Source organism: Halomonas sp. 707D4 (genome assembly GCF_024158685.1).
Classification (GTDB): Bacteria; Pseudomonadota; Gammaproteobacteria; order Pseudomonadales; family Halomonadaceae; genus Vreelandella.
Genome location: NZ_JAMZBD010000004.1, coordinates 1 through 21518 on the forward strand (window position 1 = coordinate 1; position 21518 = coordinate 21518).

23 protein-coding genes and 1 pseudogene are annotated in these 21518 nt (G+C 61.4%); 19 read left to right on the forward strand and 5 right to left on the reverse strand.

All coding sequences use genetic code 11. The annotated features are described in order from the left end of the window. Both BIS11_RS00295 and BIS11_RS00300 read right to left on the reverse strand, forming a co-directional pair. Positions 1–481, reverse strand: a pseudogene (locus tag BIS11_RS00295) (hypothetical protein); the annotation flags it as partial. 31 nt (positions 482–512) lie between these two features. Next, complete coding sequence (locus tag BIS11_RS00300) at positions 513–983, reverse strand: hypothetical protein (RefSeq protein ID WP_253425611.1); 471 nt, start codon at positions 981–983, stop codon at positions 513–515. Between the two features lie 295 nt (positions 984–1278). Here BIS11_RS00300 and BIS11_RS00305 point away from each other — a divergent pair, with 295 nt between their 5' ends. The 4 genes from BIS11_RS00305 (at position 1279) to BIS11_RS00320 (ending at position 4790) form a co-directional block, all read left to right on the forward strand. Next, positions 1279–1545, forward strand: coding sequence for a DksA/TraR family C4-type zinc finger protein (locus tag BIS11_RS00305; protein WP_253425609.1), 267 nt, complete (start codon positions 1279–1281; stop codon positions 1543–1545). 37 nt (positions 1546–1582) lie between these two features. Further along, positions 1583–3181 (forward strand): PQQ-dependent sugar dehydrogenase, encoded by a 1599-nt coding sequence (locus BIS11_RS00310; RefSeq protein ID WP_253585638.1) that lies wholly within the window; start codon positions 1583–1585, stop codon positions 3179–3181. Between the two features lie 87 nt (positions 3182–3268). Next, on the forward strand, positions 3269–4315 hold the full coding sequence (locus tag BIS11_RS00315) for an SDR family oxidoreductase (RefSeq protein ID WP_301283047.1): 1047 nt from the start codon (positions 3269–3271) through the stop codon (positions 4313–4315). Between the two features lie 70 nt (positions 4316–4385). Beyond that, positions 4386–4790: a hypothetical protein gene (locus tag BIS11_RS00320; RefSeq protein ID WP_253426060.1), complete on the forward strand. Its 405-nt coding sequence runs from the start codon at positions 4386–4388 to the stop codon at positions 4788–4790. Positions 4791–4939: 149 nt separating this feature from the next. On the opposite strand, the gene BIS11_RS00325 is transcribed toward BIS11_RS00320, so the two are convergent. Then, positions 4940–5878: a glycerophosphodiester phosphodiesterase gene (locus tag BIS11_RS00325; protein ID WP_253426062.1), complete on the reverse strand. Its 939-nt coding sequence runs from the start codon at positions 5876–5878 to the stop codon at positions 4940–4942. A gap of 100 nt (positions 5879–5978) precedes the next feature. Beyond that, complete coding sequence (gene soxR, locus BIS11_RS00330; RefSeq protein ID WP_253426065.1) at positions 5979–6422, reverse strand: redox-sensitive transcriptional activator SoxR; 444 nt, start codon at positions 6420–6422, stop codon at positions 5979–5981. A 176-nt stretch (positions 6423–6598) separates the two neighbouring features. Between soxR and BIS11_RS00335 the strand changes: the two genes are divergently transcribed. Continuing rightward, positions 6599–7672 (forward strand): zinc-binding dehydrogenase, encoded by a 1074-nt coding sequence (locus BIS11_RS00335; RefSeq protein ID WP_253426559.1) that lies wholly within the window; start codon positions 6599–6601, stop codon positions 7670–7672. Between the two features lie 16 nt (positions 7673–7688). Here the strand turns inward: BIS11_RS00335 and BIS11_RS00340 are convergent, their stop codons facing one another. After that, positions 7689–8234: an AAA family ATPase gene (locus BIS11_RS00340; RefSeq protein WP_253426556.1), complete on the reverse strand. Its 546-nt coding sequence runs from the start codon at positions 8232–8234 to the stop codon at positions 7689–7691. Between the two features lie 281 nt (positions 8235–8515). Here BIS11_RS00340 and BIS11_RS00345 point away from each other — a divergent pair, with 281 nt between their 5' ends. From BIS11_RS00345 to mmuM, 14 genes are all read left to right on the forward strand, one after another. Further along, positions 8516–8671 carry a DUF2235 domain-containing protein gene (locus BIS11_RS00345; RefSeq protein WP_253426553.1) on the forward strand — a complete coding sequence of 52 codons (156 nt, stop codon included), beginning with the start codon at positions 8516–8518 and terminating at the stop codon, positions 8669–8671. A gap of 753 nt (positions 8672–9424) precedes the next feature. Then, positions 9425–10297 carry a transketolase gene (locus tag BIS11_RS00350; RefSeq protein WP_253426220.1) on the forward strand — a complete coding sequence of 291 codons (873 nt, stop codon included), beginning with the start codon at positions 9425–9427 and terminating at the stop codon, positions 10295–10297. A 1-nt stretch (position 10298) separates the two neighbouring features. Next, a complete protein-coding gene (locus BIS11_RS00355; protein WP_253426223.1) occupies positions 10299–11300 on the forward strand; it encodes a transketolase family protein in 1002 nt (333 codons plus the stop codon). 68 nt (positions 11301–11368) lie between these two features. Next, positions 11369–12346: a TRAP transporter substrate-binding protein gene (locus BIS11_RS00360; RefSeq protein WP_253426226.1), complete on the forward strand. Its 978-nt coding sequence runs from the start codon at positions 11369–11371 to the stop codon at positions 12344–12346. 23 nt (positions 12347–12369) lie between these two features. Continuing rightward, a complete protein-coding gene (locus tag BIS11_RS00365; protein WP_253426230.1) occupies positions 12370–12933 on the forward strand; it encodes a TRAP transporter small permease in 564 nt (187 codons plus the stop codon). After that, the gene (locus BIS11_RS00370) at positions 12930–14189 is read left to right on the forward strand and encodes a TRAP transporter large permease (RefSeq protein WP_253585639.1); all 1260 of its coding nucleotides are present in this window, start codon (positions 12930–12932) and stop codon (positions 14187–14189) included. The genes BIS11_RS00365 and BIS11_RS00370 overlap by 4 nt, the downstream gene beginning before the upstream one ends. An 8-nt stretch (positions 14190–14197) precedes the next feature. Beyond that, positions 14198–15103: an NAD(P)-dependent oxidoreductase gene (locus BIS11_RS00375; protein ID WP_253585640.1), complete on the forward strand. Its 906-nt coding sequence runs from the start codon at positions 14198–14200 to the stop codon at positions 15101–15103. Positions 15104–15111: 8 nt separating this feature from the next. Continuing rightward, positions 15112–15954, forward strand: a complete 843-nt coding sequence (locus BIS11_RS00380; protein ID WP_253423421.1) for a sugar phosphate isomerase/epimerase — start codon at positions 15112–15114, stop codon at positions 15952–15954. A gap of 12 nt (positions 15955–15966) precedes the next feature. Then, positions 15967–16719, forward strand: a complete 753-nt coding sequence (locus BIS11_RS00385; RefSeq protein ID WP_253423418.1) for an SDR family NAD(P)-dependent oxidoreductase — start codon at positions 15967–15969, stop codon at positions 16717–16719. Between the two features lie 89 nt (positions 16720–16808). Continuing rightward, a complete protein-coding gene (locus BIS11_RS00390) occupies positions 16809–17528 on the forward strand; it encodes a FadR/GntR family transcriptional regulator (protein WP_253423416.1) in 720 nt (239 codons plus the stop codon). Positions 17529–17645: 117 nt separating this feature from the next. Beyond that, positions 17646–17831, forward strand: a complete 186-nt coding sequence (locus BIS11_RS00395; RefSeq protein ID WP_253423413.1) for a hypothetical protein — start codon at positions 17646–17648, stop codon at positions 17829–17831. Between the two features lie 52 nt (positions 17832–17883). After that, positions 17884–18930, forward strand: coding sequence for a DUF2235 domain-containing protein (locus BIS11_RS00400; protein WP_253423410.1), 1047 nt, complete (start codon positions 17884–17886; stop codon positions 18928–18930). Between the two features lie 161 nt (positions 18931–19091). Next, positions 19092–20507 (forward strand): amino acid permease, encoded by a 1416-nt coding sequence (locus tag BIS11_RS00405; RefSeq protein WP_253423407.1) that lies wholly within the window; start codon positions 19092–19094, stop codon positions 20505–20507. Continuing rightward, positions 20507–21469: a homocysteine S-methyltransferase gene (gene mmuM / locus BIS11_RS00410; RefSeq protein WP_253423404.1), complete on the forward strand. Its 963-nt coding sequence runs from the start codon at positions 20507–20509 to the stop codon at positions 21467–21469. The genes BIS11_RS00405 and mmuM overlap by 1 nt, the downstream gene beginning before the upstream one ends. Positions 21470–21518: the final 49 nt, after the last annotated feature.

Consider the following 21518-nt stretch of genomic DNA (forward strand, 5'->3'; position numbering starts at 1 on the left):
CCGGTACGCGCTGCTCGGCGTAGACGCCGATCCCGTCGGCGGCGAGACCGATCGAGCGAGTGCGGTCGAAGTAGATCGACTGCGGCAGCAGAATGCTGGGCCGGGTGAAGGCCATGTCGCGGGTCTGGTTGTACAGGCCGAACGGGTTCTTGAAGCGCCCGGCCTGAACGCCCAGCGTGCGGTCGTGACTTGAGGTCAGCTGGTAGTCGACCACGCCGTAATCGAGGGTAGGCTTGGCGTCGCTGCCTTCGCCTCCCGCGCGGCGGCTCAAGACCTGCGCTGCCAGCAGCACGTTGGGATAGGGGCGAAGGGAGGCATTGAGCCCGAGCTCGGTGTATTCGGCACTGCCGGCGCCCGTGCTGCTGGGGCCGAAGAAGTCGTTGTCGTCGGTGACGACCAGCGCCTGGCTCAAGAATCCATGCAGTTGAGCCGTCTGCAGCGTGTCGTTTGCAAGACCCTTGGTCGCTGTAAAGGCGGTCACGCCGATACACAAGAGCGTAGCGACACTACCGTCATTCCACCGAAATGACTTGGATCGCGTCATCCAGATAGGCCCTCTCGAGATACCCCAGTGCGCCGGGTGTCGTGGCTAGTTTGTCGTGCATTTCAGTCAGGCTGCGAACGCTATGGGGTGCCTGCCCCATGCCCGAGAACACCATGCGATCCCAGGCGAGCTGGAGCTGGTGCGGGTAGACGTTCAACTGTTCCTTGGCAAAGCGCGCATGAACCGGGTCACGATTGGGGAGCACGAAGACCTGGATGGCGCGACCGTCCGGCCAGGTACGCTGGCGCATGGCGAAGATGGCGCGGGTGGTGTCGCGGCTCATGCTTTGCAGGGCGACATCCGGATGGGCGACCACCAGTATCTCGTCGTCGGATGTCTGCGCCTGTGCCTGGCTCACGCACACGCCCCACACCAGCAGGTGCCCAAGGGCGTACCTCAGCGCACGTTTCAGAAGGGCGGGTATCGCTTGGCGACTCATCGAAGGGTGCATCTTGCCCATCGAGCGTTGAGCGTCCGGCGCCGTCGAGTGCGCAGCGGGAACCCGGTTTTTATAACTTTATCAACGTTGATTATGACCGCTCCCTAAGCGCTTTTCATTAGTTTGCTGGTCAAGGAGCTTAACCACTTTTAGCCCGCGTGGAAACGCGCAATAAGACATAAAACCAGCGTATCTCTGAGCATAGACACAAGGCGTGAGTGTGGGTAGCGCCATGCAAGGCAACGTGCGGTTCCAGGCGCTACACTTAAGCCATCAACGCTTGAGGAGAACCACCATGGCAGGAGGATGGGCCAGAGACGGCGCCGAACACGAGCAGATGGAAAGCACGCTGGAAGAGGGCGTCGAGTGGGCGCGTAGCCAGCTTCCCCAAGGCGAAAGCCGAAAGCGCTGCGAAGAGTGCGACGAACCGATTCCCGAGGCGCGGCGCAAGGCCATGCCGGGCGTCAGGCTATGCATCGCCTGCCAGGCCGAGCACGACAAGACGACCTCTCGGACAAGCGGCTACAACCGTCGCGGCAGCAAGGATAGCCAGCTGCGCTGACACGCCGTCGACTAGAACACCTTACAAGGACATTCCGATGCAACGACGACCCCTCTGGTCTCGCGTGCTGCTGCACGTCGCCATCGCGCTGGTGGCGGGTATCCTCCTGGGCAGCATCATCCAGACCCAGGTCAACCTGGCGGCGCTGGCCCGCATGGGCGTGGAGATATCCCCGGCGCGGCGCATCGCCACCACGCTTTGGGATCTGGTGACCTTCTCGCCGATCTACGCGCTGCTGTTCTCGGTAGGATTCCTCGTTTCCCAGGCCGTGGCGCTGACCATTTCGCGCCTGGTACTGCACGGTCGCTACCGCTTGGCGCTGTGCCCGCTGCTCGCCATCGTGGCGCTGTTCGCCACGCTCCATATCGTCAACCACTTCGCGCCCATGCCCACGCTGGTGGCGGCCACGCGCACCACCTTCGGGCGCGTCGCCATGCTGGCAAGCGCCGGTTTCGCCGGGCTGCTGCTCGCGCTGCTGCGCGGCCGAGGCCATCGCCACCGGGGAACCCATCTTGCCGGGACGGCGATGCTGGCGCTGGGGGCGGGTCTTGCCGGTCTGGCGCCTTCGCCGCCGGCGCTTGCCCAGGTCGACGCGCCCGCTTATCGGCTGGAGGTCCTGACCGAAGGGCTCGAGCACCCCTGGTCGCTGGCGTTCCTGCCCGAGGGGCGCATGCTGGTGACCGAGCGCCCCGGGCGCCTCTGGTTGCTCGACGCCCAAGGGCAGCGGCTTGACGAGATCGAGGGCGTACCGAAGGTGTTCGCCTCGGGCCAGGCAGGGCTCTTCGACGTGCTGGTTTCACCACAGGAGGACCAGCTCGATCGACTCTTTCTCAGCTACGCCTGCGGCGAGCTCGCCGCCAACCACACCTGCCTCGCCCGCGCACGACTGGACGACGGCGCGCTCAGCGAGGTGGAGGAGATCTTTCGTACCCATCCCGCCAAGCGCGGTGCCGCCCACTATGGCGGTCGGCTGGCCTGGCTCGGCGATGGCACGCTGCTGCTCACCCTGGGCGACGGCTTCGACTACCGTGAACAGGCCCAGAACCTTCAAAGCCATCTCGGCAGCCTCGTGCGCTTGAATACCGATGGCAGCGCCGCGCAGGACAACCCCTTCGCGGGCGAAACCGACGCTCGCCCGGAGATCTACTCCATCGGCCACCGCAACGTGCAAGGGCTGGTGGTAGCCGGTGATGGTCGCGTCATCGCCCACGAGCACGGCCCGCGCGGCGGCGACGAGATCAATCTCGTCACGCCCGGCGCCAACTACGGCTGGCCCATCGCCACCACCGGGCTCGACTACACCGGCGCCCGGGTCACGCCTTTCACAGAATACCCGGGCACCGAGCCGCCGCTTCTCGAGTGGACGCCTTCGATCGCGCCGTCGGGCATGACGCTCTACGACGGCGATCTGTTTCCCGCCTGGCGGGGGAATCTCTTCGTCGGCTCTCTGGTCGATCACGAGGTGCGCCGCGTCACGCTCGATGCCGACGCTACCCGGGCCGAGGACGTGGAAGGGCTGTTCGGCGAGCTCGACGAGCGGATCCGCGACGTGCGCACCGGACCGGACGGGGCGCTCTATCTGCTGACCGACAGCCCGGAAGGCCAACTGGTGCGCGTCGTGCCCGCGTCACCCTGAGCCGGTTTGCGCTTTGAGTCACCGCGACTAAAGTCAAAGGGGGTGTCCGCATCCGCTTCAGGAACGATCATCGACAAGGAGGTTTACATGAAACCCATCAATTCCTTCGATCCGACACGCCGCAAGGTGGTGGGTGGCCTTGCCACCGGCATGGCCGCCGCCATGGCCACGCCTGCTTTCGCCCAATCTTCCTCGAGCCAGAGCGCTGCGTCGAGCGGGGCGGGTGACAGTAGTGGTGGCGACGGTTCGCTGTTGAACAAGCAAGACCCCACAAGCCAGTACCCGGCGCCGCCGTTCGCCAACCAGCCCCAGGAGTGGCCGGGCCTGGCGGGCGACATGGACCCACGCCCGGACCACGGAGAAGAGAGCTATAAAGGCAGCGGCCGCCTGCAAGGGCGCCGCGCGCTGATCACCGGCGGTGACTCCGGCATCGGCCGCGCCGCGGCGATCGCCTACGCCCGTGAAGGGGCTGACGTGGCGATCAACTACCTCGAGGCGGAGGAGTCCGACGCGCGCGAGGTGATCGAGCTGATCGAGGCCGAAGGGCGTACCGCCGTGGCGATCCCGGGAGACATTCGCGACGAGGCCTTCTGCCGCGAACTGGTCGAGACCGCCGTGGAGCGTCTAGGGGGCCTGGACATCCTGGTCAACAACGCCGCGCGTCAGCAGTGGAAGCCGTCGATCACCGATATCTCCCATGACGACTTCGACGCCACCATGAAGACCAACCTCTACGCCATGTACTGGATCACCCAGGCGGCCATGGAGCACCTGGAGGCGGGAGCGGCGATCATCAATACCTCGTCGGTGGTCGCCTATGATCCGCCGAAGATCCTGCTCGACTACGCGATGACCAAGTCGGCGATCATCGCCTTCACCAAGGCGCTCGCCAAGCAGGTTGCCGAGCAGGGCATTCGCGTCAATGCCGTCGCCCCCGGCCCGTTCTGGACGCCCCTGCAGCCCAGCGGCGGCCAGCCCGACGAGGCGGTCGAAAGCTTCGGCGAGGACACCCCCTTCGGTCGCCCGGGCCAGCCGGTGGAGCTTGCTGGGGTCTACGTGCTGCTGGCTTCCCAGGAATCGAGCTTCACCACGGGCCACGTGTACGGCGCGGCAGGCGGTAGCGGCCAGCCCTGAATCCTGTTCGGCCTGCGGGGCGCGATGATATATAATCAAGCGCTTAATTATTTCCACCCGCAGGCCCTCGATGGTTCGAATTCTCTACTCTCTTCACACCGAAAACCGCGAGTTCGTTCATCGCCGAATCACCACCGACCGTTTCGACAAGGCCTGCGACATCATCGACCAGTACCCCTGGGCCCGCGAGATCGCGCTGTTCGACGAGCAGGGCGCCGGTGGCGGTTTCGAGTTTCTGCTCGGCGAGCGCCAGGGGCTTCACGCGCACTACCAGTTCGTGCCCATCGAACAGCGCCAGGGCCTGCTCATGCTCAACGTGGTCGCCCGCCAGGGCCTGCTCAAGTGGCTAGGGCGCCGATCGCTGACCCGCGATTTCCACCTCGTCACCGCCGACACCGCCAAACATCATGTTCAGGAGCTGTTCGAGCATTCGATCGATGGCATTTTCGATAAGCACTGGCCGTTCAAGAGCTGAGGAGAACGGCCTGGCATCGCAGGGTGATCACTCGTCGTCATGGCGGCTTGCACTGTCCTTGAGTAACGAGTTTGTTGCTTGGGTATCTTCGAAGGTTTCTAGATGGGGGCGGGCCGGTTGCGACGAATGCCGCAGGCGGCCCACCAGCCTTATTCGGTCAACTCGATCAGTCGATCCGCGTAATCGGTGAACAGGCCATTAACGCCCCAGCCGATCAGATGCTGCATTTCATCGATGTCGTTGACCGTATAGACGTGAACCGCCAGGCCGTTGTCCTGGGCCTGCTGGACGAACGCCTCGCCGATGACCGGCTCGTCATCAAACAGGTAGTTGGTGCCGAGCCCTACGGCGTAGTCGGCCACGGCCTGGAAGTCTGCGTCGGTGATCTCGTCCGGGCTCGGGGTGACGCCGGTCCACTCCGTCAGACGGCCGTCGTTTTCTGCGTCCGGGGAGTACCACACCAGCTGGATCAGCGGGATGTCGGCGTTCAGCTCGTGAATCTTCAGAAGGCTCTCCTGATCGAAGGACTGGATCAGCACGCGGCCGGTCTCGATCATATCGAACGCTTCCAGCCGGCGCACCAGCCCCTCTTCCACGCCCGGGTTGAGTTCCGGCGACTTGGTTTCCAGGTAATACCGCGCGTCCTGGCCGAAGCGGTCGAACACTTCTTCCAGCGTCAGGATCTGTGCGCCTTCGAACGCTTCATCGGCGAGCTCGGGGTTCTCCTCGTTGAACCAGCTGCCGGCGTCGAGCGCCTTCAGCTCGGCGAGGGTATGGTCGTTGATGTGGCCCTCGCCGTTGCTGGTGCGCTCGAGCGTGTCGTCGTGAAAGGCGACCAGCTCGCCGTCGGCGGTCATCTGGATATCCAGCTCCAGATAATCCACACCCCAGCCATGGGCGAGTTCGAGCGCTGCCATGCTGCTTTCCGGCGCGTGGCCGCTGGCACCGCGGTGGGCGATGACTTGGAACGACTCGAGATCCTTTAGCTGCTGCGAAAGCGCCGAGGTACCAGCCTGGGCGGTTTGGGAAACGATAAGAGCGCCAGCAAAAAGACTTAAGGGTAAGGCAAGTGTTACGTGATATTTCATGAAAACTCCCTTTTTCTCATTAAGAGCTTAAACGAGTGATCGATGACCCTACCCGGTTTCTCACGTCATTCCAAACGACGGATTGGCGCTTAGCGTTGTGTTATTCGTTCGACGAGACCAGTAAGCGGGCGCCGGGGCCTTCCTCGGCCAGGTGATCGTCCGGGTTGCGCAGCGGGCAGTCGGCAAGAGATAGGCAGCCGCAGCCAATGCAGCGATCCATCTGGTTGCGTAGCTGCATCAGGCTTTCCATTCGGCGATCGATCTCCTCGCGCCAGGTGGCCGTTATCACCTGCCAGTCTGCCGCACTCAACTGGCGATCAGACGGAATCGAATCCAAGTGCTGTTTGGTCATCGCCAGCGGAATACCGGCGCGCTGGGCGATACGAATCACCGCAATACGACGCAGCACGCTTCGCGGGTAACGGCGCTGATTGCCGCTGGTGCGCCAGGACGCTATCAGTCCCTTAGACTCGTAGAAGTGAAGTGTCGATATTCGCACGCCGCTGCGCCTGGCGACGTCGCCAACGGATAGGTCTGTAGCCATCAAGCGTTAAAACCTCGAGTTTACAAAAGATATTTTGAGAAATTCCTCTTTAATAAGGCAGCTCGGATCAAAAATAAACCTGTTGACCTCAACTATAGTCGAGGTTTTAGCCTTGTTCCGTGGCTGTCGTCACCACAGCCAATCTAAATGTCTTTCACCCAAAGGAGTGACTGCTGATGAAAGCTTGGTACAAGGAAACCCTTCAGACCCCGCTGCGCTGCGTCGAGCGCCCCGACCCGCAATGCCGGCCCGGGTCGGTCATCGTGGATGTGCGAGCGGTTCACGTGCCCGCCTACTTGATGGCGATGGTCGACAGCACTGACATCCCGCTGCCCGTGCCGCTCGTGCTGGGCGCCGGTGGCGTCGGCGTGGTGCGCGAAAAGGCCGATGACGTCTTCAACGTGGAGGTCGGGGATGTCGTGGCACTCGATTGTCTGGTCGAGTCCGGGGATATCGACCACCCCGAAGACGTGCTCATGGGACTGGGTGAGATAGGCGGGCGCGGCGAGGACACCGAGGTGGTGGGCGCCATGCGCACGCAGTGGCGAAACGGCACCATGGCGCAAAAGGCCTTGCTGCCCCAGGAAGCCGTCACCCGGCTGCCCGGAGCGGAGCATTTTGATGATCCTGGCCGGCTGGCGTTTCTGACTTGGCTGGGGATTGCCGGAGAAGGGGTAGTGCAGTCCGGCCAAAAGCCGGGCGACGTCGTGGCCATTCTGGGCGCCACCGGGCAGATGGGCGGGGCGGCGGTACTGGTCGCTTTGGCTAAAGGCGCTTCGCGGGTAATCGCGCTGGGTCGCAATGAAGCCGCGCTCGAGAAACTGGCCATGCTCGATGCGCGTGTCGTACCCGTCCAACTGACCAATGATGTCGATCAGGACGCCTCAGCCATCATGGCGGTGGCTGGGGCCCCGCATGTGGTGATCGACACCATGGGAGATGCCGATAGCGCCAATCCGCTGCTGGCTGGTTTTGCGACGCTCCGAGATAGCGGCACCCTGGTGCTGATGGGCGGCGTGCGCCAGGACATTCCGTTTCCCTATGGCGAGGTACTGCGCCGCCGGCTGACGATCCGTGGGTCACGCATGTACCGATCGGAAACGGTGCTGTCGATCTGGCGCCTGATCGAGGCCGGGCTGATCGATCTGGATAAAGTAGGTATGGTCGAAGTAGGCATCGACGATCCGAAAGCCGCTATCGAAACTGCTACGAGGACGACCGGGCTCAACTTCGTGTCACTGAGACCCTGACGCTCAAGCGGTGCGGCTAGCCGCGCCGCTTTGCCAGTTGCTCGATTAACAGGTTCGCTTCGTCGGGGTGGGTCAAGCGAACGATCTGTATTGAGCGGTACGCCGGATTCAGCGTATCCAGCAGGTAACGCCGGCGCTGGGGGCGCCAATAGGTCAGCATCCATAAAAGAATCGAGTCGCGGCTTAGAAAGGTCTTGCGAACGGTTTCGCGGTTGCCGGTGCCGGGCCAGAGTTCGCGGCGGGTAACAATGCGCACGATCGCCCGCTGCAAGGATTGGCGAAAGGTGCGCCAGAAGCCGTAGTCGAGCCAGACGATCATGTCGACCTCGCGCCACTTGATCGCGCGGGTGCGGTTGAAGTTGCCGTCGAGCACCCAGCCATCAACGGCGTCGACCAGCGCCGCCTCGACTTTGGGGAAAAACTCATCGTCCGGCGTTTCCTGCCAGTTGGGGCGCCAGAAGAGCTGGTCGAGCGCAATATGCGGGACGTCCAGCGCCTCGGCGAGTCTTTTCGACAGCGTGCTCTTGCCGCTGCCGCTGGTACCCACGACGTTGATTTTCATGATGACGCCCTGCTAAAACGGCGCGCCAGTTTACGCAGACGTTCTAAAGTGAGCAACTCGAAGGCGCGAGACGCCGGAGCGTGGTTGAATGAGTCGTTCTGGATATCGACGGCGGGCGGCGGACCGGCTGCACACCGATAAAAAAGGAGTAACGCGTGGATACGCTGACGAGGCTGACCTCTGTAGGCGTCATTTTTGCCCTGATTATCTTTCCCGGGCTGGTGGCACTTTGAGGCACCAGCCACGGGCTCAGGTTCGGCCTACGCCAGGCGATCGCCACCGTGCTGTGTGGCGTTCTGGCCTCGCTGATGCTGATGCTTGTTTCATCTAGGCAGCGTCTACACTGGTTTGCGACCGCCCGCTATGCACTTGCCATCGACGAACTGCGCGAGGGCTTCGAACCCACCTTGTGGGAAGCCCGCGAAGGCGTGGATTGAAGCAGGTATGGTTTTTCGGGTACACAGCGATATAGGCATCGCCAAGGAGCCCGACGCGAACGGGTACCGGCCTCCGGTGCCCCGCTTGAGTGGATGCTTAGGGAGGCCAACGCCGCAGGACTTGCACCGAGCCTTACCTTCACGAGCGCCTGACCGATGCAAGCCAGGGTGAGCTTCACGAGTCTCGTCGCCCCGTCTACCGCTTGAAGTGTCCAGGCTGCATCGCCCACTCGTCAATGAGAACAAGTCGGCGCTCATTCATCGAAGCGTCAAGGAACGCTATCAGCGCGATAGCGACTACCGCCCATCCAAACTCGAAGCGTTAATGAAAGAGCACGGCTGGGAGCAGCTCAATATGACAGGCAACGCCTTACCCTATCACCGCCGTCACACCTGCCCTGCCCATGAGCGCAAAAGAGCTTTCGCCGTTTTTCAATGAATTGGTCTACCAATAATGCGGATTCTCGTGCGTATCAGCAGCGGAGACGTTGCTGGTACGTGGGCTATGCGCTCTTGTACTTGTTCTTAATCTAAAGTATTAGGCGGGCTTTAGCTAAAAGCGATATGAGATATGAATGATTTAATTTCTTTTAAATCAACTTTTTATAGATTGATTAGATTAACTAAGAAGGTTCGTTGCGAGCAAGTATCGGCGGTTAGCAAGCTGACGTAACCCATGTAGACTAAAGTATTCTATCAAGATGCAGATGACGCCTTTATCTTCAATTGGTCAACCAATTGGAGGTGACTTGAATGAGTCAAACTGCTACCGCATCGAAGGTCGATACCGTCAAGGCGCTTCGGCAGCGAGCTTACAATATTCGCCGCCATGCCCTGCGCATGGGCGAGGTGCAAGGTCAGGGCTATGTGGGTCAGGCCCTGGGAATCGCCGATGTGTTGGCCGTTTCCTACTTCCACGCGTTAAAAACTGATCCCAAGAACCCTGAGTGGGAAGAGAGGGACCGTTTTCTACTCTCCATCGGTCACTACGCCATCGCCCTTTACGCTGCCCTGATCGAGGCTGGCGTCGTCAGCGAAGACGAAATCGAAAATTACGGCAGCGACGACAGCATTCTGCCGATGTCCGGCATGGCCGCGTACACGCCGGGTATGGAAATCACCGGCGGCTCGCTGGGCCACGGCCTGGGAATCGGTGTCGGTATGGCGCTGGGCCTTAAGCGCAAGCAAAGCGCTTCGCGCATTTTCAACCTGCTGTCGGATGGCGAGCTCAACGAAGGCTCCACTTGGGAAGCTGCCGCCTCCGCCTCGCACTTCAAGCTCGATAACCTGATTGCCATCGTCGATGTCAACGACCAGCAGGCCGACGACAAGTCTTCACTAGTGCTCAACTACGAGCCGATCGCGGATAAATGGACTGCGTTTGGCTGGGAAACCTACCGTGTCGATGGCAATGATCTCGACGCCGTACTCGAAGCCTTTGATAGCGCGATGGCCAGCAATTCCGCTAAGCCCCGGGTGATCATTTGCGACACCTTGATGGGCCGTGGCGTGCCATTTTTGGAAAAGCGGGACAAGAACCACTTCATTCGTGTAGATGAAAACGAATGGAGCGTGGCGCTCAAGGAACTTGATGACGTCTACGGTATTGAGTCAGGGGAGAAATGAAATGAGTGCCAACGCCAAGAAGAAGCTGAAAACGTCGGCCATGATCGCCTCCATCGCAGGTGAAGATCAGCCTACGACGGCAGCGCCGTTCGGTCATGCACTGGTCGAAGCCGCCGGTAAGAACGACAAGATCGTCGGCATGACGGCGGACCTGGGCAAGTACACCGACCTGCATATTTTCGCCCAGGCCTACCCGGATCGTTATTACCAGATGGGGATGGCCGAGCAGCTTTTGATGATGGCCGGTGCCGGTATGGCCCGCGAAGGCTTCATTCCCTTCGTGACCACTTACAGCGTGTTCGCCTCGCGCCGCGCCTACGACTTCATCTGCCTGGCAATCGCCGAAGAGAACCTTAACGTAAAGATCATTGGCGGCTTGCCAGGCCTTACTACCGGCTACGGTCCAAGCCACCAGGCCACCGAAGACGTCGCGATCTTCCGCGGCATGCCGAATCTTACGATCATCGACCCCTGCGATGCAGTCGATATCGAGCAATCCGTTCACGCAATGGCGGATTACAACGGTCCGGTGTATCTGCGCCTGCTGCGGGGCAAGGTGCCGCGCGTGCTGGATCGCTTCGAAGGTTACCAGTTCGAAATCGGCAAGGCCAAGCAGCTGATCGACGGCGAAGATGCACTGATCATCTCCTCGGGTCTGATGACCATGCGCGCCATCGAGGCTTCCGATGAACTCAAGGAGAAGGGCAAGAACGTCGCCGTTCTGCACTGTGCCACCATCAAGCCGTTGGATACCCGGACCATTCTAGAAGAAGTTCGTCGTCATCCGGACCGCCCCGTTTTCGTCGCCGAAAACCATTCGGTGGTGGGTGGTTTGGGTGAAAGCATGGCCTCGCTTCTGATGAAGGAAGGGGTGGCCGTGAAGTTTTACCAGATCGGCCTGCCGGATGAGTTCCTGGACGCCGGGGCGCTTCCCACACTGCACGACCGCTACGGTATTTCCACCAAGGAGGTAGTCAAGACCATCGAGCAGCACGTTGTTTGACACGCGAGTTTTCTCACTCGTTACGCTAGCCACAATTTACAACAATTAATTCAACTGAGAGAAACGTCATGAAAAAAACTGTCCTTGCGACCGCTATTGTCGGCGCCGTGTTGTTTGCCGTTAACGCCAACGCTCAGCAGGTTCTTCAACTGACCCATAACGCAGCGGAAGGTAACCCCAAGGCGGAGGCTTCAGAGCTTTTTGCCCAGTTGGTCGAGGAAAAGACCGGCGGTGAGTTAGTTATCGATGTGGGCGGCAACTCCCAGTACGGCGATGACATGGAAGCCCTGACGCTGATGCGCATGGGTACTCTGGCGTTCAGCACCAACAGCCAGGGTGCGACCTCTAGCGTCGTGCCGCAGTTCTCCGTGCTGGGGCTGCCATTTTTGTTCGACTCGCTGCCTGCGGCCTGGGAGGTCATGGATGGCGAAGTAGGCGATGAGCTCAAGCGCTTGGCCGAAGAGCAGAATCTGGTCGTGCTGGGCCTGTGGGATAACGGCATTCGCCACGTCAGCAACAACGTGCGCCCGATCGAGACGCCGGAAGACTTGCAGGGCCTCAAGATTCGTACACCGCCGGATGAAATGACGGTCGATATCTTCGAGGCGCTGGGCGCGAACCCCACGCCAATGAACTTCTCCGAACTTTACATCGCGCTCGAGCAAGGCGTGGTGGACGGTCAGGAAAATCCCTTGATGAACACCTACTCCTCAAGGCTTTACGAAGTTCAGAAGTACATCTCTCTAACCGGGCACAAGTACGAGTCCACGCCGCTGCTCATGAGCAAGATGATGTGGGACATGCTCACCCCAGAGCAGCAGCAAGCGATTCAGGAAGCGGCGGATGAAGCGGGCGAGTTCAATCGCCAGGCCTCGCTTGAAGCCGATGAGCAGCTTCGCACCCAGTTGCAAGAGGCTGGCGTCGCGATCAACGAAGTGGACAAGGCGCCCTTCATTGAAGCGACCTCCTCGGTCTATGACCTGTGGCGTGAAGAGTATCCTCAACTTGTGGACATGGTAGTGAACGCCGCTCACAACGGGCAGTAGTAGCGAGCCGGAGGGGCATTTTCATGACGCTCTCAGTCGAGAGCCGCAAAAGCGAAGCCGGCGGGCCGGCTTCGCTTCTAGTCGGCTCGAAGAACGTGATTTATCAGATAGCCAAGTGGGTGGCGATCGTCTCGATCGTGACCATTTTCATCTCCTTGCTCACTGGGGTTGTCGTGCGTTATCTGTTCTCGACGAACCTTGGCTGGGTAACGGAAATTCCCAACCTGTTCTTTCCCTGGCTGACTATGGGCGCCATCGTGGCGGCGGCGGCTAAAAACGAACATATCGGCATCGAACTGGTGGTGGAAAAGCTGCCAAGACTTCCCCAGCGCATCGTGACGCTGTGCGTCAACGTGATTGCGCTGGTGGCGTTCAGCACCATGGCCTATCACGGTTTGAACGTGGTGGACATCGCCGGCGGTCAGCGCTTTCCCATCACGCGGCTGGGCATGTCCTGGGCGTACTGGTCGGTGGTAGTCGGGTTTGCAGGGCTGGCGCTGGTCGCACTACTCAATATCGTGTTGACTTTGGCGTGTGGTGAGGCGCAGGCCGAGGCGCAGGTTTCGCACGGGGAGGAGGGAATATGACGGTTCAAATGCTTGCGGCGTTTGTTCTTTTCTTGCTGATGGCCATGCCGGTCGGGTACTCGCTGGTGATCAGCGGTTGGGCGGCACTGTCGGTTTTCGGCCCCATGCCGTCGAGCATGGCGATCATGAAGATCTTCCAGCCTACGCAGAGCTTCCCTCTGCTGGCGATTCCCTTCTTCATTCTGTCCGGTAGCCTGATGATGTCGGGCAAGCTCGGGCAGAAACTGGTAGGGCTTGCCTCGATGCTGGTAGGCAAGTATCACGGCGGGTTGGGGCAGGTCAGCGTGGTGGGCTCGACGGTGTTCGGGGGCGTATCCGGCTCGTCGGTGGCGGAAGCTTCGGCATTGGGGTCGATGCTCATTCCTTGGCAGAAACGGGAAGGCTACCCCGGTGCGTTTGGTGCGGCGGTGACCTCGGCATCCTCGGTCATCGCGGGGCTAATGCCGCCGTCGATTCCGCTGATTCTGTTTGCCACCGTTTCCAATAGCTCGATTGCATCGCTGTTCATTGCCGCGGTCATACCCGCGCTGATGCTGGCGGCGGGCATGATGCTGGCGTGTTATTTCGTGGGTAAGCGCCGCGGCTTTCCGCGTCTCAAGCTCAAACATACCCGCGCCGAGATGATCAATACGCTGTTCACCGCGCTGCCTGCGCTCCTGATGCCGGTGTTCATCGTGGTGCTGCTCAGAGCCGGTATCGCCACGCCCACCGAGGTCAGCATCATCGCCGTGGCCTACGCGCTGATGGTCAGCGGTATCATCTACCGTGATTTGACCGGCAGCCGCGTCATGGCGGCGCTGGTAAACACCGTCATCACCACGGGGATCGTGATGTTGATCATCGCGGCCGCCAACATCATCGCCTATATCCTGACCTCTGGCGGCGTACCGCAAGCCGTGGCCCAGTGGGCGGTGGAGTATCTCAAGCATCCGCTGTTGATCATTCTGGCGATCAACCTGCTACTGCTGCTGATCGGCATGTTCTTGGATCTGCCCGCCGCCATTCTGCTTCTGGGGCCAACCCTTGTCTCCATTGCCAACGCGATCGGTCTGGACCTGGTGCAGCTGGGCATCATTATGTGCGTGAACCTGAGCATCGGCCTGTTTACGCCGCCCATCGGCACGACGCTGTTCGTCTCCGCGGCCATTGCACGTGAACGCATTGGCGCAGTAGTCAAGGAGCTCCTGCCTTTCTATCTGGTCGCCCTCATCGTGCTTCTACTGGTCTCTTACGTACCGGCGCTGATCATCTACTGAGGTTCGCTATGCATAACATCGTTTTTGCAGGACTCGGCGCCATGGGCCGCCCCATGGCAGCGTGTTTAAAGAACGCCGGATTCGACGTACTGGGCGTCGATGTGTTCGAGCAGGTCGAAACTGCCTTCAACGGCCAGCCCACTTCCCGTGAAACGAAGCAGCGCTACCTCAACGAAAGTGAAGCGCTGTTCATCATGGTGGTGAATGCCGAGCAGGTGCGCGCCGTTTTGTTCGGTGATGCGGCCGCTCAGGATGCGGCCTCGGGCGTAGTGCATTCGCTGAAAGAGGGCGCCTGTATCGTGCAGATGTCAACTATCGCGCCGGACGACGCCGCCGGTATCGCCAGTGAGGTGGCGGCGGTGCGCCCGGACCTTCACTATGTCGACGCGCCGGTATCCGGCGGCGTGGTCGGGGCCCAAGCCGGTACGCTGACCATCATGGCCGCTGGCAGTGACGAAGCGCTTGGCCTTTGCTCGAGCGCGTTCGAGGTCATGGGCAAGGCGATATTCGTAGCCGGGCCCACGCCTGGCCAGGGCGCGGCCATGAAAGCCGTTAATCAGCTGTTGTGCGGCGTGCATATCGCCGCGGCCGCCGAAGCGCTTGCGCTGGCGGAAAAGAGTGGTATCGAGGCCTCGGTCATGCTCTCCATGGTGCAGGGCTCGGCGGCGTCGAGCTGGATGCTGGGCGACCGCGGCCCGCGCATGATCAAAGAGCCCGGTGATGTCACCAGCGTCGTCGATATCTTCTGCAAGGACATGGGCATCGTCTGCGACTCCGCCAAGGCCGCCAGGGCGTTCACGCCGCTGGCGGAAACCGCCCGGCAAATGTTCGTGGCAAGTTCCGAGCGCGGCGAGGGCAAACTCGATGACAGCCAGGTCATTCGCACCTACCGCCTGCTCAACGGCAAGGGGTGAGGCGAGTCATGGCGACGAGTTTCATATCCGTCAGCACCGCCGCCTTCGATGGCTACGGGTTTGATGTCATCCTGCCCTCGCTTGCGCGTTGCGGGGTGAAAAATGTCGAGTTCGCGTTCATCGATGGCTACGTCGAAGCGTTCACCGACAGCGATTTCACCCAGTCCTTCGCACACGACTTGAAAAGCGAAATGCGCAGCCATGGCCAGCAGTGCCGCTACTTCTCGGGTCATATCGATTTGGGGCTCGAAAACGCTGCCGCCCGGCTCGAAGCGCGCTGCCGTTTCGCGGCGTGGCTGGGGGCCGAGTTCATCATTACCAATGCAGCCGTGCGCGAACGCGAGCACACGTTCTTCAAGCAGGCCGATACCCTGGCTGCCATTGCACGCGACCACGGCGTGCGTATTCTGCTTGAAAACCCAGGTAACGGGGTCCCCAACGTCTTTAATAGCGCAAGCGATGCCCAGGCGCTGCTCAAGCGCCTGGGTGATGATGTTTTCGGCATCAACTACGATATGGGCAACCTGCTCTCACACGCTCCGCAGTTGAATGCGCTCGATGACGCCCTAACGGCGTTGCCGTTGGCCGCCCACGCTCATCTCAAGCCCTGCCTACGCCAGGCGGAAGGCATCGATTTCGTGAGCTTCGGCGACGGCGACACGGACGACGCAGCACTTGCCCGGGCACTGCTCGAGCAGGGCAAGCCGTTCTCGCTGGAGCTGCCGTTTCGTTTGCACCGCGATGCGGGCGCTCAACCCTGGCGTGACGAACATCCTTTAGAGCTCGATGGAATCGAGTCGCTCATTGTACGCTCCTTCGAGGAGCTGGCTTTACTTACCCAAGATCAATAAGAGGAACACGTCATGCTGCTTAAAGACAAGGTATGTATCGTGACCGGCGCGGCCGGCGAGAAAGGCATTGGCCTGCGGACCGCACGGCTTTTTTATGAGCATGGCGCTTCCGTCGTAATTTCCGATATCAACGAGCAAGCTTGCGAGGCGATCCGCGAGGAGTTCGATGCCGAGCGCTCGCTGGTCGTCATCGGTAACGTCGCCAATCGCGACGATTGCTTCGAGCTGGCCCGCGCCGCGATGGAAAAGTTCGGTAGAATCGATGTGCTGGTGAACAATGCAGGCGTTACCCAGCCGGTCAAGTTCGAAGAGATCAAGCCCGAGGACTACGACCGCATTCTGGACGTCAACCTGCGCGGCATGATGTACATGTCCCAGGCCGTGGTGCCGCACATGAAGCAGGGCAAGTCCGGGTCGATCATCAATACGTCATCTGTATCAGCCCAGCGCGGCGGCGGTATTTTCGGCGGCCCGCACTACAGCGCAGCCAAGGCGGGCATGCTGGGTCTGGGCAAGGCCATGGCGCGGGAGCTTGGCGTATCCGGTATTCGCGTCAACTCCGTCACGCCGGGTTTGATCACCACCGAGATCACCGCCGGTAAGCTCGACGATGAGATGAAAGCCAAGATTATCGAAGGCATTCCGCTGGCTCGCCTGGGGGCACCGAAGGATATCGCCAATGCCTTCCTGTTTCTGGCAAGCGATCTTTCCAGCTATATCACCGGTGCCACGCTTGATGTGAACGGCGGTATGCACATTCACTGACTATGATAAGCTGCCCCTGTACTTATACTACGTACTTTTATTGCATTAGCGATGACGACAGGGGACAGGGGTGGCACTTGGAAGACGCTATGAGCCAAATTGATCCTAACCTCTTGGATAGGCTTAAGGAGTTTGTTTCCGTTTCCGAACTGTCCAAAGATGGCCGGTTGAAACTTCCGCCTGAAAGAGCGCTCTGCGAGCACTTCGACATGCACCGCACCTCGGTTAGAAACGTTCTGTCGGTGCTGCAAAGCCTTGGATTCATCGAGCGCAAGCAGGGAAGCGGTACTTTCTTGAAGATGCCCGAACCGGTTTTCATTCAGCTCTATTTCGAGCTGGCGCTGAAGCTCAACTATATCTCGGTAGATCATCTCGAAACCGCTCGAGAAATGTTCGAAAAAGAGATCGTTCAGGCCGCTGCGGTCAATCATCAAGCGCACGAACTGGCCCGGCTAGAGGTGCTGTGCGGCAAGATTATACACTCGACCGACGTGTTGGACGGTATTCAGGCGGATTACGAGTTTCATGAACTGCTTGCGGTTATGGCCAAGAACCCCGCCGTGCTGATCATCTTTCAAGGACTTTCCTCGGTGCTCAAGAAGGTGCTGCACCAGCGCCGCGTGCTGGCCCGCCAGTCCAAAGAGGCGCAAATGAAGACCAACGAGACCCACATCGCTATCGTGGACGCGGTCAAGACCCGCGACCGCGAGCTTGCCCGTCAGGCCATGCACGACCATTTTGAAACCTGGAATGAGCATACTTTACGCACATTCAAGGAGATGAGAGCGCCCATCGAATTATTAGATTGATTGGCCTAGCGTCTACTGCTTTTGTTCACCGGCTTCAACGCTTATCTGCCTCACTATCCTGCCATTAACGACTTTTCTGTGATCGGCTCCAGAATCGCAAGAGAGTAGCCCCAACTCGTGCAATTCATCATTCTTGCGTTGACCTGGCTGGTGATCGATTTCACCCTGATGTCGAGTTATGCGGGGCTCGGCGCCGGCATCAGCCGCTGGTTCCAGAACCCGCGCCGCTACCAGCGGTTCAACCGGGCGACCGGGGGCCTGTTCATGGCCGCCGGCGGGACGCTGATCGCCTCGAACCGGTAGGCAGCGTCGACACTGGTGATGCTCACTCGCCCGGGCGTCAAGGAGTGACATCATGGCCCATCTCGTCATCTGCGCCGACGGCACCTGGAATCAGCCGGAAGAGGATCTCGAGGAAGACTACCCGACCAACGTGTTGAAGCTTGCCCGCGGCATTACTCCGGAGCACGAAGGCGTGCGCCAGCAGGTGTTCTACGGCTGGGGCATCGGCTCCTACCGCAACCACTTGAGCGGAGCGCTCACCGGCGTTGGCATTCAGAAGAACATCCTGGATGGCTACCGCTACCTGGTGCACAACTACGCCCCGGGCGACGACATCTACCTGTTCGGTTTCAGCCGCGGCGCCTACAACGTGCGTGCGCTTTGCGGGCTGATCAACAACTGCGGCATCCTCACGCGCGAGCACGCCTCGCTGATCACCCGCGCGTGGGAAATCTACAAAAGCGACGCGCAGGGCGACAGGCCCGGCGGCGAGAAAGCCCGGGCGTTTCGCGCTCGCCACAGCCACCCGAGCCGGCGCATTCACTTCATCGGCGTGTGGGACACGGTGGGGGCGCTGGGCATTCCGCTGAGCCTGCTGGGCGGGCTGTTCAACAACGATAACGAATTCTACGATACCAAGATGGGGAGCAATATCGCCACCGCCCGCCATGCGCTGGCGATCGACGAACACCGCAAGGATTTCGAGCCCACGCTCTGGGAAACACGCGGTGGCGTCGATCTCAAGCAGGTATGGTTCGCCGGCGTGCACAGCGACATCGGCGGCGGCAAGGCACCGGACGAGCAGGGCCGCCAGGCCTCGGACGCGCCGCTTGGCTGGATGCTCACCGAGGCCAACGCCGCGGGCCTGGCAACGGATGCCCACCTGCAGGCCCGCCTGACCGACGGCGCGCGCGGGGCGCTGCACCACTCGCGCCGGCACATCTACCGGCTGCGCCCGGAGTACGATCGGCCGCTGATCAACGAGGGCCGCCCCACGCTGATCCACGAAAGCGTGAAGACGCGCTACGAGCGCGACGAACGCTACCGACCGAACAGGCTGGAGGCGCTAGTGGACGAGCGCGGCTGGGCCAATATCGCGCTCGAAACCACTCACGGCTGAATGGGTCGCGCGCCTCGAAAATTCAGCCCGCTTTATAGCCTCGAGGAATAGAGGCTTGTGTTTTGATTTCTTTTTGATACGCCCTGATTGCACTAATATAGTGCGCCCTTCGCACAGGCCGGGCCCGTGTGAAGACCAATTCGCAATCATCAGGACGTATCATGAACGAGCAAGAGGGCGCGCACTTCAAGCGCAGCATGCAGACGCGCCATTTGGTCATGCTGTCGCTCGGCGGCGTGATCGGCACCGGGCTTTTCTTGAGTTCCGGCTACACGGTGCAGCAGGCGGGCCCGTTGGGGGCGGTGCTGGCGTATCTGGTGGGCGGCATCGTCGCCTGGCTGGTGATGATGTGCCTGGGGGAGCTGGCCGTGCACATGCCGGACTCCGGCGCGTTCAGCGCTCACGCCACGCGCTACATCGGCCCCGGCACCGGCTACATGGTGGCGTGGATGTATTGGCTCACCTGGACAGTGGCGCTGGGCTCGGAGTTCACCGCGGCGGCAGTGTTCATGGGCCGCTGGTTTCCGGATATCCCGGGCTGGTACTGGAGCGCGCTGTTCGCCGCCATCGTGTTCGGCGTCAACGCTTTCACTTCGCGCTTTTTCGCCGAATCCGAGTTCTGGCTTTCGTTGATCAAGGTGCTGGCGGTAGTGACGTTCGTGCTGATCGGCGCGGCGGCGATCATCGGCTTCGTGCCGCTTCAGGACGAGACCGGCGCCGCCGTGGCCTCCCCCGGGCTTTCGGCACTGTGGGGCGAGGGCGCGATGCCGCCGAGCCTTCTGACCATCGGCATGACGCTGCTGGCGGTGATGTTCGCCTTCTCCGGCACCGAGCTGATCGGCATCGCCGCCGGCGAGGCGGTGGACCCGGCGCGCAACGTGCCCAAGGCGATTCGCGCCACGCTCTGGCGGCTGATCCTGTTCTTCGTCGGCACCATGATCGTGATCGCGGCACTGCTGCCGCACACCGAGGCCGGGCTCAGCCAGAGCCCCTTCGTCGCGGTGTTCCAGCGCATCGGCGTGCCGGGGGCGGCGGACATCATGAACTTCGTGATCATCACTGCGCTGCTCTCGGCGGCCAACTCCGGGCTCTACGCCTCGGCGCGGATGCTCTGGACGCTCTCGGACCAGGGCACGCTGCCCAAATCGCTTGGTCGGCTCAACAAGCGCGGCATTCCCATGAACGCGCTGCTGTTGAGCATGATCGGCGGCTTCGGGGCGCTGTTTTCGAGCGTCTACGCGCCGGAAACCGTGTACCTGGTGCTGGTGTCCATTTCAGGGCTTGCGGTGGTGATCGTGTGGATGGCGATCGCGCTGAGCCAGTTCAACTTCCGCCGCCATTACCTGCGCGAGGGCGGCCGGCTCGAGGATCTGGTCTACCGCACGCCGGGCTACCCGTTCGTGCCGCTGATCGCCTTCGGCGCCTGTTTGGCCGCCTGCATCGGCATCGCCTTCGACCCGCATCAGCGCGTCGCGCTCTACTTCGGCGTGCCGTTCATCTTCTTGTGTTACCTGGTGCACTTTCTGCACCGCCGCAAGACGGCCCGGCATCGCGCCGCCGTCGAGGAGACCGTTTAATGAGTGCCCGCTCGACCAATCCGATCACGAACCTGCTGCAGGACGTGCCCTTCATGGTGATCGACGGGGCGCTGGCCACCGAGCTCGAAGCGCTGGGGTGCGATCTCAACGACAGCCTCTGGTCGGCGCGGCTTCTGAGCGAAGCGCCGGAGAAGATCCGCCAGGTCCATCAGGCCTACTTCGAGGCCGGCGCCGACTGCGCGATCACCGCAAGCTACCAGGCGACGGTTCCCGGCTTCATGCGCGCGGGGCTCTCCGAAATCGAGGCGCGCGCGCTGATCACGCGCTCGGTGACGCTGGCGTGTGAGGCCCGCGACACTGCCTGGCAGTCGGACAGCGGGCGCCCGAAACCGCTGGTGGCGGCCTCGGTCGGCCCTTACGGGGCGTATCTGGCCGATGGCAGCGAGTACCGCGGTGGCTACGACCTGGACCGCGCGGGGCTGGTCGATTTTCACCGCGAGCGCCTTGCGCTGTTGCTGGAAGCCGGCGCCGACCTGCTGGCGGCGGAAACCCTGCCGTCGCTTGATGAGGCACTAGCGATCACCGATCTGCTCGCCGAGCACCCGGGAGCGCAGGCGTGGATCACCTTCTCGGCGAAGGATGGCGCGCACATCAGCGACGGCACGCCGATTGCCGAATGCGCCCGGGCGCTGGCAGGGCGCCCGGGCGTGGCGGCGATCGGCGTGAACTGCACCGCACTTGCCCATATCGCGCCGCTGATCGAAGCCATCAAGCGCGAGTGCGATCTGCCGGTGCTGGTCTACCCCAACTCCGGCGAGCAGTACGACCCGGTGCGCAAGACCTGGCAGCCGGCGGCGTGTGATCACCAAGGCGCACCCTCGGGGCTCGTTCAAGGCGCGCCAGCATGGCTGGCGGCCGGGGCGTCGGGCATCGGCGGATGTTGTCGCACCACACCCGAGGACATTCGGGCGCTGGCCATGTGGCGCCAATCGCTAGCGTGACGTTTTCAGCTCGCGGTCGAGCCAGGCCGCGAGCTGAAAACGTCACGCT